11 protein-coding genes are annotated in these 12,218 nt (G+C 62.5%); 7 read left to right on the top strand and 4 right to left on the bottom strand.

The window, feature by feature from the left end:
- Positions 1–55: 55 nt before the first annotated feature.
- From AC1D1J_RS17140 to AC1D1J_RS17160, 5 genes are all read left to right on the top strand, one after another.
- Positions 56–898, top strand: a complete 843-nt coding sequence (locus tag AC1D1J_RS17140; protein WP_457281716.1) for a M48 family metallopeptidase — start codon at positions 56–58, stop codon at positions 896–898.
- Positions 899–922: 24 nt separating this feature from the next.
- Positions 923–2,080 (top strand): HPP family protein, encoded by a 1,158-nt coding sequence (locus AC1D1J_RS17145; protein ID WP_477670738.1) that lies wholly within the window; start codon positions 923–925, stop codon positions 2,078–2,080.
- Between the two features lie 320 nt (positions 2,081–2,400).
- Positions 2,401–2,769, top strand: coding sequence for an Hpt domain-containing protein (locus AC1D1J_RS17150; protein WP_477687750.1), 369 nt, complete (start codon positions 2,401–2,403; stop codon positions 2,767–2,769).
- 30 nt (positions 2,770–2,799) lie between these two features.
- Positions 2,800–5,700, top strand: coding sequence for a PAS domain S-box protein (locus AC1D1J_RS17155; RefSeq protein ID WP_477687751.1), 2,901 nt, complete (start codon positions 2,800–2,802; stop codon positions 5,698–5,700).
- Between the two features lie 2 nt (positions 5,701–5,702).
- Positions 5,703–6,086 carry a response regulator gene (locus AC1D1J_RS17160; RefSeq protein ID WP_477647940.1) on the top strand — a complete coding sequence of 128 codons (384 nt, stop codon included), beginning with the start codon at positions 5,703–5,705 and terminating at the stop codon, positions 6,084–6,086.
- A 250-nt stretch (positions 6,087–6,336) separates the two neighbouring features.
- Here AC1D1J_RS17160 and AC1D1J_RS17165 read toward each other — a convergent pair whose 3' ends face one another.
- Positions 6,337–7,203, bottom strand: coding sequence for an exodeoxyribonuclease III (locus tag AC1D1J_RS17165; RefSeq protein WP_477695357.1), 867 nt, complete (start codon positions 7,201–7,203; stop codon positions 6,337–6,339).
- 11 nt (positions 7,204–7,214) lie between these two features.
- Here AC1D1J_RS17165 and pyrE point away from each other — a divergent pair, with 11 nt between their 5' ends.
- Complete coding sequence (gene pyrE, locus AC1D1J_RS17170) at positions 7,215–7,955, top strand: orotate phosphoribosyltransferase (RefSeq protein ID WP_477687753.1); 741 nt, start codon at positions 7,215–7,217, stop codon at positions 7,953–7,955.
- Positions 7,956–8,006: 51 nt separating this feature from the next.
- The gene (locus tag AC1D1J_RS17175; RefSeq protein WP_477687798.1) at positions 8,007–8,633 is read left to right on the top strand and encodes a DUF4124 domain-containing protein; all 627 of its coding nucleotides are present in this window, start codon (positions 8,007–8,009) and stop codon (positions 8,631–8,633) included.
- A gap of 39 nt (positions 8,634–8,672) precedes the next feature.
- On the opposite strand, the gene gatB is transcribed toward AC1D1J_RS17175, so the two are convergent.
- Genes gatB through gatC form a run of 3 tightly spaced genes read right to left on the bottom strand, consistent with a single transcriptional unit; the run spans position 8,673 to position 11,996 of the window.
- Entirely contained in the window at positions 8,673–10,172 is a 1,500-nt protein-coding gene (gatB, locus tag AC1D1J_RS17180; RefSeq protein ID WP_477687754.1) for an Asp-tRNA(Asn)/Glu-tRNA(Gln) amidotransferase subunit GatB, read from the bottom strand.
- Position 10,173: 1 nt separating this feature from the next.
- Positions 10,174–11,688, bottom strand: a complete 1,515-nt coding sequence (gene gatA, locus AC1D1J_RS17185; protein ID WP_477695358.1) for an Asp-tRNA(Asn)/Glu-tRNA(Gln) amidotransferase subunit GatA — start codon at positions 11,686–11,688, stop codon at positions 10,174–10,176.
- 8 nt (positions 11,689–11,696) lie between these two features.
- Positions 11,697–11,996 (bottom strand): Asp-tRNA(Asn)/Glu-tRNA(Gln) amidotransferase subunit GatC, encoded by a 300-nt coding sequence (gene gatC / locus AC1D1J_RS17190; protein ID WP_477647946.1) that lies wholly within the window; start codon positions 11,994–11,996, stop codon positions 11,697–11,699.
- Positions 11,997–12,218: the final 222 nt, after the last annotated feature.

The following is a 12,218-nucleotide window of genomic DNA, read 5'->3' on the forward strand; positions in this document are numbered from 1 at the left end:
GGAGGAGGGGGTTTTGTCTGACATGGGCATCTTGATTTGTGACTATTATTCACCCATGTGCTTTTTATGCGAGGCCAAACACTCTGCCTGGGCTGGCCGCCGGGCGTTCCTGCTGGCTGCCGGCGGCGCCGCAGCGACGGCCGTCACCACCCCGCTGCTTGCGCAGGTTGATGTCGGGCCGTCATCGGGGCTGCGTAAGCTGATCCCTGCCGAGGAACTGGAAAACGCCGCCACGCAGGAATATGCCAAGCTGCTGGCGGAGGCGAAGTCGAAAGGGGCGCTGGCGTCGCCGGGCAATCCCCAGCTGCAGCGCATACGCGGCATCGCCACCCGGCTGGTGCCGCAGGCCGCGCAGTGGAACGACCGTGCCAACCAGTGGCGCTGGGAGGTCAACCTGCTCGGCAGCAAACAGATCAACGCCTTCTGCATGCCCGGCGGCAAGATTGCGTTCTACACCGGCATCATCGATCAGCTCAAGCTCACCGACGACGAAATTGGAATGATCATGGGTCACGAAATGGCCCATGCGTTGCGCGAGCATGCGCGCTCCCGCATCGCCAAAAGCGCGGGAACCGGGCAGCTGCTCTCGCTGGGTGCGCAACTGCTGGGCCTGGGCCAGCTCGGCGACGTCGCCGCCAACATCGGTACCCAGTTGCTGACGCTGCGCTTCAGCCGCGAAGACGAAACGGACGCCGACCTCGTCGGACTGGAGCTGGCCGCGCGCGGCGGCTATAACCCGCAGGCATCTGTCAGCCTCTGGGAAAAAATGGCGCAGGCCGGTGGCGGCGCCGGCGGCCCCAGTTTTCTGTCCACCCACCCCTCGGGGCCTGAACGCATCCAGCAGCTGCAGGCCAACGTGCCCAAGGTGCAGGGTCTTTATCAACGCGCCCGCGGCTGATCTGGCTGGCCCCTGGTGACTGGGTTGACGCAGCGCGCCGCATTTTTCACGCGCGCCTGGTGGCGAGGCTTCCGGCCGGGACGCACCCGCATCAACTCACGCGAGCGGCTGCGCATTGTCATCGGTTCGCTGCTGGGCATTTTCGTGACAGGGCTGCTGTGTCACCTGGCTGACCGGATGATGCCGGGACTGCCCTGGCTGGTGGCGCCGCTCGGCGCCAGCGCCGTGCTGGTGTATGCCGTGCCGGCCAGCCCGATGGCGCAGCCCTGGAATGTGGTGGGCGGCAATACCCTGTCGGCGCTTGCCGGCATTGCGGGCGTGCATGGCATGCATCTGCTGGGCTCGCCGGCCCTCGCGGCCGCAGTGGGCGTGGCCACGGCCATCGCGCTCATGCTGGCGTTGCGCTGCCTGCACCCGCCGGGCGGCGCCACTGCCTTGATGGTGGTGCTGGGCGGCGTCTCCGACCCGCTGTTTGCCTTCTATCCCGTGATGCTCAACTCCGTGCTGCTGGTGGCCGTCGGCGTCGCCTACAACAACGCCACGCGCAGGGCCTATCCCCACACGCAGCTGGCCCCGCCGGGCCCCGCGCCGTCCGTAGAAGACCAGTTGCTTGATGCGGACCTGGACGCCGTGCTGGCACGCTACAACCAGGTGCTGGACGTCAGCCGCGACGACCTCAAGACATTGCTGGCAGAAACCCGGTTGCGCGCTTACGACCGCAAACTGGCGGAAGTGCGCTGTGCCGACGTCATGTCGCGCGATCTCGTCACGGTGGAATTCGGCACCCCGCTGGAAGAGGCCTGGGCCCTGCTGAGGGAGCGCCGCATCAAGGCCTTGCCGGTGGTGGACCGCAGCTTCCGTATCGCGGGCATCATCACGCAGGCCGACTTCATGCGGGCCGCAGAACTCGATTTGTACGAAGGCTTTGACGCCAAGTTGAGGCAGCTGGTGCGCACCACGCGCAGCGTTTACTCCGACAAGCCCGAAGTCGTGGGCCAGATCATGACCCGCAATGTGCGGGTGGCGGGCATGCACCGTCGGCTGGTGGAACTGGTGCCGCTGTTCGGCAGCACTGGTCACCACCACATTCCCATCATCGGGGAGGGGGGGCGGCTGGTAGGAATTATTACCCAGTCTGATGTGATCGCCGCGCTGGGGCGGGCTGCCGATCCATCGGCTTGATGCGCGCGGCGCCCCCAATGATTGAATACTAATGTATTTAGTTACCGCATAGACCCAGAGTTTTTTTCGATAAAGCAGCCTATAAGAATTAATTATCCGTTGGTACAGATGATCAGCTAGTGACATCTCGCCGTAAGCGGTGCACCCCAAGGCGAAACCTCGTACTTGTCCTACGCTGCGTTTTGGCACCTGCGCCGTAAGATAAGCCGCATGTGCTTTCTTTTCCATCAAGTGCAACATGCGTGCCCGCGCTGTTTGCATGCCGAGGCGTTTTTGGGGCTGGTCACCAGCTTCTCCCGCGGCACCGCATCAAATAGCGCATGGCTGGCGCCAGCTTTCCGGATGCCATGACGCAACCCAACCCGGCCCTGCTCGCATTTCTGGAGGAGCAGCGCGTCGATTACACCCGCTCGTTGCCCCGTCGTCTTGAGCAGGTGGCGGCCTTATGGCAACAAATCCTCAGCGGCGACGATCTGGCGCAGGCTCTGCCAACCCTGGAACGCCATGCGCACAGCCTGGCCGGATCTGCGGCAACCTTCGGATGGGCCGACCTCGGTCTTGCGGCCCAGGCGCTGGAACTGGCCATAGAACCTCATGTTGGTGCCGGCCGGCCGCTTTCGCCGCAGGTGCAGGCCGAAGTCGGACGGGCAGTTAAGGCACTGCAGCAGCGCTTTCCCGGTACTGCGTGAACGCTCACGATCAGATCGCACAAGATGTCCATGTTTTCCTCCAACGCTTTTCTGGTCAAGATCAAAATCGCATTGGCTGCCGGCCTTGTGCTGATGATGGTGGTGGGTGCGGCCTCGTACATCGGCATCGACCGCCTGATTGAAACGGCGCAATCCCGGGTGCGCACGGAAGACACGCTGGTGATGCTCGAGCGTGCGGACTCCGGCCTTCGCACGGCCGAGTCCACATTGCGGCAGTATCTTCTGAGCGGCAGCCCCCAGGAGCTGGAGGAGTTCCAGCGGGCTCGGGTCGAGTTGCGCGCGATCAGGGCACGCATGCGCAGCGCCAACGTGCTGCAGGAGGCCGTAGAGTTTGACGAACTGATCAACCAGCGCGCCCAGATCGCGAACCAGTCCATCGCGGCGCGCAAGGCGTCCGGCCCCGAAGCCGCCGCGGCCGTTCTTGGCAGCGATGCCAGCCGGCAATTGAGGCTGCGCACCGACGGGTTGCTGGAAAACGCGCGCAATCGCGAGGTCCACAAGTGGCGTGACGCGCAGGCCGCGGCGGAGCATAGCGCCCAGTGGGCTCAGGGTTTCATCATCGCGGGAAACCTGTTGTTTGCCTGCATGCTGGCCTGGATGGTCTATGTGGTCAAGCACTATGAGCACGTGCGAAAACGCGGCGAGGAGCAATTGCGCGACACAGAAGTGATGAGCCGCAGCATTACCGAGGGAATGGTCGAAACGGTGATCACCACCACGTCCGACGACATCGTTCTGGAGGCCAACGCGGCGGCTTTACAGCTCTTTGGGTATGAGAAAAGCGATCTGATCGGCCGTGACGTGTCGGAATTGGTGCCGCCGCGGTTTCGCCAGCAATACAAGGATTTCACTTCCATGATGCGGGAGCAACCGGAAACATTCCGGATATCCGGGCAGGAAGTGCGCGCCATGCGCAAGGATGGCAGCGAGTTCATGGTCAGTGTGTCTTTTAGTGATGTGCAAGTCGGCGGCCGCCGCCTTTTTACCGCGTTGATGCATGACATTACCGAGAGCAAGCGCATCAGCAAGGCCTTGCGGGCGAGCGAGTCCCAGTTGCGCCAGGTCACCGATACGGTGCCCGCCCTGATTGCCTACCTCGATACGGAGCAGCGCTTTCGCTTTCACAACCGCGCTTACGAAGCTGCTTTCGGCCTGAGCTTCGAGCAGATCGACGGGCACCCCCTGGCTGAAGTCCTGGGTCCGGAGATTTACGAAACCGTCCGGGAGAAAGTGGAAGAAGTGCTGAGCGGCAAGCCGGTCCGCTACGAACGCACCCAGGTGACGCCGCAAGGCGAGCGCAGGCACTTCGCGATGCAGTATTTCCCCCGCTACGGCGAAGGCGCCGCCAAAGACAAGGTCATCGGGTTCTTCTCAATGGGCACGGACATCACCGAGCTCAGGCGTATCGACCGCATGAAGACCGAATTCGTATCCACCGTCAGCCACGAGCTGCGCACGCCGCTGACGTCCATACGCGGCTCTCTGGGGCTGATTTCCGGCGGCGTGGCCGGTGAGCTCCCTGCGGCGGTGAAGAACCTGGTGGGCATTGCCCAAAGCAACTGTGAACGCCTGATCCGGCTGATCAACGACATTCTGGACAGTGAAAAAATCGAGTCCGGCAAATTGCGCCTGGACCTGCAGGTGGTGGACCTGCGGCAGCTGGTGCAGCAGGCGCTGGTCGCCAACGAGGGCTTTGCCAGCCAGCACCGGGTGGACCTCGTGTTGCGGGCGCCTGACGTCGCCCTGCAGGTGCGGATCGACGCCGACCGCATGACCCAGGTTTTGACCAACCTTCTGTCCAACGCGGTCAAGTTTTCGCCGCCGGGCAGCCCGGTGGAGGTCAGGCTGTCAAGGTCGGCGCAGCGCGTTCGCGTCGAAGTGGTTGATGTCGGCCCCGGCATTCCCGAGGAGTTCCACGGTCGCATTTTCCAGAAATTCTCGCAAGCCGATTCTTCCGACACCCGGCAAAAAGGCGGAACCGGCCTCGGCCTGAATATTTCCCGCGCGCTGGTGGAAAAGATGGACGGCACGATCGGCTTCAGCAGCGCGGAAGGCGTGGGAACCACCTTCTTTTTCGAGGTGCCGGAATGGACCAACCCGGTGCCATTGCTGCAACCCATACGGATACAGCCGGCTGTTTCAACCCGGCCCCGCATCCTGATCTGCGAAGGCGATCCCGACGTGGCCAGGCTGATCAGCATGATGCTGAGCAAGGCCGGGTTCGACTCCGACATGACACACAGTGCGGAGCAGGCGCTGGCTTGCCTGGCAGCCAACAGCTACGACGCGGTGACAGTGGACCTGAAACTGCCGGGGCAAAACGGCGTGGCCTTTATCGGCCAGCTGCGGGAGGATGAAAGAACCCGCCACCTGCCCGTTGTGGTGATCTCGGCCATGGCCGAGCAGGGGCAGTTGCAGTTCAACCGCAAGCCGCACACGGTGTCGGACTGGCTGAAGAAACCCATTGACGAGCGGTTGCTTATTCACAGCTTGCGCCGGGCCGTTGTCAGCGTGGACGAAGGAAAACCACGCGTTTTGCACGTCGAAGACGACCAGGATATCCAGCAAATCACGGCCGCGATTGCACAGGATTTTGCGACCTTTGAATTTGCCACTACGCTGGACGAAGCTCGCGCGCTTCTGCGCCAGCATCCTTTTGACCTGATCCTGCTGGACCTGTCGCTCGGCAGCCATTCGGGCTGGGACCTGTTCGAGGATATCGACGCCCTGGATCCGCGCCCGCCGGTGATCGTGTTCTCGGCCGGCGACGTAAACCCGGCAGATGGCAAGCAGGCCGATGCGGTGCTGGTCAAGGCTCATACTTCCAATACCGAACTGCTCAATACAATCCAGCGTGTGCTCCAGATTCCCGCCGACTACCGCCCCACCCAATCCCAACCCCTGATCTGATCATGACCAAACCACTGACCCGTATCCTGTATGTCGAAGACGAACCCGACATTCGTATGGTTGCGCAGATGGCGCTGGAAGCCGTAGGCGGCTTCACCGTTATCGCCTGCGCTTCGGGCCAGGAGGCGCTGGATGCCGCACCGGGCGCCGGCGCCGACCTGCTGCTGCTGGACGTGATGATGCCCGGCATGGACGGGCCCAGCACACTCAAAGGTCTTCGGGCATTGCCCGCCACGGCCGACACGCCGGTGATTTTCATGACCGCGAAGGTGCAGGCTGCAGAGGTCGCGGTGTACAAGGGCCTGGGCGCCATGGAGGTGATCCCCAAGCCGTTTGACCCGATGGAGTTGTCTACCCAGATCCAGCGCATCTGGGCAGCACAGTAGAGCCCCCACGGTGGAGTAGAGCCCCCACAGTCGTTCACTGCGTGTAACTCCTTGCCCCCCGAGGGGGCCGCCCGCCTGCGGTCTGGCAAAGCCAGTCCCGCGGCTTATGCTGGGTTTAAGAGTTCAGTGGCGTAACCAGTGGGGGTATTTCACCAGTGGGCGGCCGCGGAACCGGCTTTGCCGGGCCGCAGGCGCCGCCCCCTCGAGGGGGGAACAGGCTACACGCAGTGAGCCTGGACAGGGGTGGTTGTTATAGCCCAAACTCATAGTCCACGCTCATCGGCGCGTGGTCTGAAAACCGCTGTTCCTTGTAGATATGTTCGCTGCGGGCCAGTGCGGCGAACGCCGGGGTGGCGAGGTGATAGTCCAGCCGCCATCCCACGTTTTTGGCATAGGCCTGACCTCGGTTGCTCCACCAGGTGTAGGCCGCGTCAGTGGCTGTGGGCTGCAGCTTGCGGTATACGTCGACCATGCCGCCGCCCTGGAGCGAGGGGCCTGTACGCTCTGTCAGCTCCTGTGCGGCTTCGTTGGCCAGTTCGGCATCGCGCAGCAGCTCGGTCATCCAGGCGCGTTCTTCGGGCAGGAAGCCGCTGTTCTTTTTGTTGCCCTTGAAGTTTTTCAGGTCGATTTCCTGATGCGCGATATTGATGTCGCCGCACAGCACGAAGTCGCGCGTTTCCTTCAGGGCCAGCAGGCGCGGATAAAACTCGGCCAGGAAGCGGAATTTGGCGGCCTGGCGTTCTTCGCCCGAAGATCCGCTCGGGAAATAGCAGCTGATGATGGACAGCTTGGGGCTTTGCTTGCGCCCGGGTCTGTCAAAGCGCAGCTCCACATAACGTCCTTCGGCGTCAAATTCGATGGAGCCGTAGCCCACGATGACATCACTGGGTTCATGCCGCGTGTACACACCGACGCCGGAGTAGCCCTTTTTCTCGGCGAAATGAAAATGGCCTTTCATGCCGGCGATTTCCTCGAATCGGCCGCTCATGTCGGCAGCCTGGGCCTTGAGCTCCTGCACACAAATACAATCCGGCATGGATTGTGCAACCCAGTCCAGCAACCCCTTGCTGGCTGCGGAGCGGATACCGTTGAGGTTGAGGCTGGTTAATTTAAACATGGGACTTTCAAATGAGCACGGCTGGCGAAAAGGGCGATCAGGACAACAAGGACGGTGCGCTGGCACAGGAATTCGTGCAGTTTGCCGTTGAGTCGGGCGTACTGCGCTTCGGGCAATTCAAGACGAAGGCCGGGCGCATGAGCCCCTATTTTTTCAATGCCGGCCTGTTCGACGACGGGGCCAAGCTGGGCCGGCTGGCGCAATTCTATGCGCGCCACCTGCTGGCCGAAGAAAAGCGCAGTGGCCTTGAATTCGACATGATTTTCGGGCCCGCCTACAAGGGAATTCCACTGGCTGCCGCGGTGGCCGTCGAGCTGGCGCGGCTGGGGCGCAATTTTCCGTTTGCCTACAACCGCAAGGAGGCCAAGGACCACGGCGAAGGAGGCACGCTGGTCGGCGCCCCGGTCAAGGGCCGCGTACTGATCATTGACGACGTCATGTCCGCCGGCACCGCCGCCCGCGAATCCATTGCCATCATCCGGGCAGCCGGGGCCATTCCCCACGCCGTGGCCCTGGCGCTGGACCGACAGGAGAAGGCCACCGAAAACGGTGTGGATGTGAACCACAGTGCTGTGCAATATGTTACGAATCAGTTGGGGTTGCAGGTTTGTGCGATTGCGCGCCTGACCGACTTGCTGCAGTATCTCTCCAGGCAGGGCGGCACGTCGGCTACAAGCGCTCCTGAAACGTTATCTCTGCAAGCGCACTACCAGTCGGTGCTGGCCTATCGGGAACGATACGGCGTCAATTAAGGATTCGAATTGCTCCTGCGAACCCCGTTCACGGTCACCTGTATTTCACTCATGTGCCTGGCCGGCCCTGTTGCAGCGCAGAACATCTACACCTGTGTAGATGGCAAGGGCCGCAAGATCACGGCAGACCGCCCGATCATTGAATGCATAGACCGCACGCAACAGGAACTGGGCCCCAGCGGCCTGGTCAAGCGCCAGGTGGGCCCGTCGCTGACCGCGCAGGAGCGCACCGCCCTTGAGGAAAAAGAGAAGGCCGCCGCCGAAGTGCGCGCACGCGAAGCCGAGGAAAAACGGCGTGACCGCGCCCTGTTGCTGCGCTATCCGCGCCGGGAAGTGCACGACCAGGAACGCATCACCGCGCTAGCCCAGATCGACGAGGTCATCAAGGCTGCGAGCAAAAGAACGGTGGAACTGGCCGAGCAGCGCAAGAGCATCAACAGCGAGCTCGAGTTCTACGCGAAAGACCCCGCCAAGGCACCTCCTGCGCTGAAACGCAGGATCGAGGAAAACGACAACAGCGCCCTGGTGCAGAAGAAGTTCATCCAGGACCAGGAGCAGGAAAAAAAACGCGTCAACCAGCGGTTTGACGAAGAACTGGCCAAGCTCAAGCAGCTGTGGACCGTTGCCGGCGCGCCTGCCATTGCGGCCAGTGGTGTTGCTGGCGCCGCAAAAAATTAGCGGCTCGCCCCTGGGCCGCTGTTAACGCTGTCAGAACGGTCAGCCCAGCTTCTTTTTGAGCAACTCGTTCACCTGGGCCGGATTGGCCTTGCCTTTGGTGGCTTTCATGGCCTGGCCGACCAGGGCGTTGAAGGCCTTGGTATTGCCCGATCGAACTTCCTCGACGTTTTTGGCGTTGACTGCCAGAACCTCATCGATGATTTTTTCGAGTTCGCCGGTGTCGCTCATCTGCTTGAGGCCTTTGGCTTCGATGACCATGTCGACGTCCTGGCTCTCACCCGTCCACAGTGCATCAAACACCTGCCTGGCGGCATTGTTGGAAATCGTGCCGTCGGCAATCCGGCCAATCAGGCTGGCAAGTTGCGCTGCGCTGACGGTGGACGTTTCAATTGATTTCTCTTCACTGTTCAGCCGCCGCGACAACTCGCCCATGACCCAGTTGCTGGCCAGCTTGGGCTGTTTGCTGAGTGTTGCCACCGCTTCGAAATAAGCCGCTGTTGCCTTGCTTTGCGTGAGCTGGCCGGCGTCGTATTCGGGCAGGGCGTAATCAGCCACAAAACGCGCGGCCATCACACGCGGCAGCTCTGACATCTCAGAGCGGGTCTTCTCCACCCAGTCACGGCCGATCACCAGCGGCGGCAGGTCCGGGTCAGGGAAGTAGCGGTAGTCGGCGGCATCTTCCTTGGTCCGCATCGAACGCGTCTCGCCCGTGTCTGGGTCAAACAGTACCGTGGCCTGCTGGATCGCGCGGCCGTCTTCAATCTGTTCGATCTGCCAGCGCACTTCATAGTCAATGGCCTGCTGCATGAACTTGAAGCTGTTCAGGTTCTTGATCTCGCGGCGCGTGCCCAACTCGGCGCCGGGCTTGCGCACCGACACGTTGGCATCGCAGCGGAAGCTGCCTTCCTGCATGTTGCCGTCGCAAATGCCGATCCAGGTGACGATCTTGTGCAGCTCTTTGGCATACGCCACCGCTTCGGCGGACGAACGCATGTCGGGCTCGGTCACGATTTCGAGCAGTGGCGTGCCGGCGCGGTTCAAATCGATACCGCTCATGCCGATGAAGTCTTCGTGCAGCGACTTGCCGGCGTCTTCCTCAAGGTGGGCGCGCACCAGGCGCACCGAGCGTTTTTCGCCGTCCAGGAAAAACTCGACGCTGCCGCCTTGCACCACCGGAATCTCGAACTGGCTGATCTGGTAGCCCTTGGGCAGGTCGGGGTAGAAGTAATTCTTGCGCGCGAACACGCTCTGCTCGGCGATATGCGCATTGACGGCCAGGCCGAACTCGATGGCGCGCTGCACGGCGCCCTTGTTCATCACCGGCAGAGCGCCGGGCAGAGCGAAGTCCACCGCGGAGGCCTGCGTGTTCGGCTCGGCGCCGAAGGCGGTGGAGGCACGGCTGAAAATTTTCGATTGCGTCGTGAGCTGCGTGTGGGTTTCAAAGCCGATGATGACTTCGTAGCCTTGCACCAGCGGCCCGGTGGGGCGACCGGCCTGCATTTCGGCGAAGGGGTTGACGGTGGGTTGGGTCTGGCTCATGTCAAATCACCTGGAGGCTTGGGGGCTGGCGCAGGTGCCAGTCGGTAGCCAACTGAAACTGGTGCGCGGCGCCCAGCAGTTGCGCTTCCTTGAAGTAGTTGCCGATCAACTGCAGGCCCACAGGCATGCCGCCCGCGCCGAAGCCCGCCGGCACGCTCATGCCGGGCAGGCCGGCGAGGCTCGATGAGAGCGTGTAGATGTCGGCGAGGTAGCTGGCCACCGGGTCGTCCGACTTTTCACCGATCTTCCAGGCCACGGTGGGCGAAACGGGGCCCGCAATGATGTCGCACTGTGTGAAGGCGGTCTGGAAATCTTGCGCGATCAGGCGGCGGATTTTCTGCGCCTTGAGGTAGTAGGCGTCGTAATAACCGTGCGACAGCACATAGGTGCCGATCATGATGCGGCGCGTGGCTTCGTCGCCAAAACCTTCCGAACGCGACTTCTTGTACATGTCGTTGAGGTCGGTGTAGTTGGCGGCGCGATGGCCGTAACGCACGCCGTCAAAGCGGCTCAGGTTGCTGCTGGCTTCGGCCGGTGCGATCACGTAATACACGGGGATGGAGAGTTCGGTCAGCGGCAGGCTCACGTCCACCAATGTGGCGCCCAGCTTTTCGTATTCGGCCAGCGCGGCGCGCACGGCGGCCAGCACGTCAGGTGCGCAACCCGCACCGAAGAATTGCGTGGGCAGCCCGATTCTCAAGCCTTTTAGCGGTTTTGCGCCCGCAGATTGGGCGCCGGCAGCTATCAAATCAGTAGCATAGTCAGTGACGGGCAGGTCCAGCGAGGTGGAGTCGCGGTCGGGGTCGGGACCGGCCATGGCCGAGAGCAGCAAGGCGCAGTCGAGCGCGCTGCGCGCCATCGGGCCGGCCTGGTCCAGGCTGGAGGCAAAGGCCACCATGCCATAGCGTGAACAGCGGCCGTAGGTGGGCTTGATGCCGGTGATGCCGGTGAGCGACGCAGGCTGGCGGATCGAGCCGCCGGTGTCGGTGCCGGTGGCGGCGGGCACCAGGCGGGCCGCAACCGCGGCCGCCGAGCCGCCCGAGGAGCCGCCCGGAATGCGTTCCAGGTCCCAGGGGTTTTTGACGGGCTTGTAGGCGCTGTTGTCGTTGCCCGAGCCCATGGCGAATTCGTCGCAGTTGAGCTTGCCCAGCGTGACCATGCCGGCTGCGCCGAGCTTGCCCACCACGGTCGCATCAAAGGGGCTGCGGTAGTTTTCCAGGATTTTTGAGCCGGCCGTCGTGGGGAAGTCGCGTGTAACGAAGACGTCCTTGTGCGCCAGCGGCACGCCCAGCAGGGGCGTGCGCTCACCGGCGGCGAGGCGCGCGTCGGCGGCTTTGGCCTGCGCCAGCGACACGTCGGGGCTGGTGGCCAGGAAGGCGCCCAGGTTTTCCTGCTGGATGCGGGCCAGGAAATGCTGCGTGACTTCAACACTGGAGACTTCGCGGGCGGCCAGTCTGGCGGCCAGCTGGGCAACACCCAGGTCGTGGAGGTCAGAAGAAGCGGAAGAAGATGTCATGGCGCTGCTCATTCGATCACCTTGGGCACGAGGAAAAGGCCGCGCTCCACGGCGGGCGCACTCACCTGGCTGGCCTCGCGCTGGTTGGGTTCGCTGGCGATGTCCTCGCGCAGGCGCAAGGCCACTTCGCCGATCACCGCGGCTGGGTGGGCCAGTGGCTCCACGCCTTCGGTATTGACGGCTTCCATCTGCTCGACCAGGGCGAAAAAGCCGTTGAGTTGGGCCAGGGTGTGCTCGGTTTCGTCGGGGCGCAATTCCAGCCGCGCCAGGTTGGCGACGCGGGCGATGTCTTGGGGTGTCAATGCCATGGGGTAGGGATGAAGGAAATACGGGAAAAATAAACCAGAAAACAGGGGCTGAAACGAGGTGTAAAGCTGAAAAAACAGGCAGGCTAAAGCTATTGATCTATAGGGGATGCGTTATTATCCCGCCTTTGGTGTGAAATCAGGGTTGGATGCGGGCTTTAGGCGTTTTTTAGGTGCCGGAAGCAGATTTCAGAGCGCCTCTGGCTCAACTTCCCCATAATTGCT

The organism is Polaromonas sp. P1_F8 (assembly GCF_056405635.1).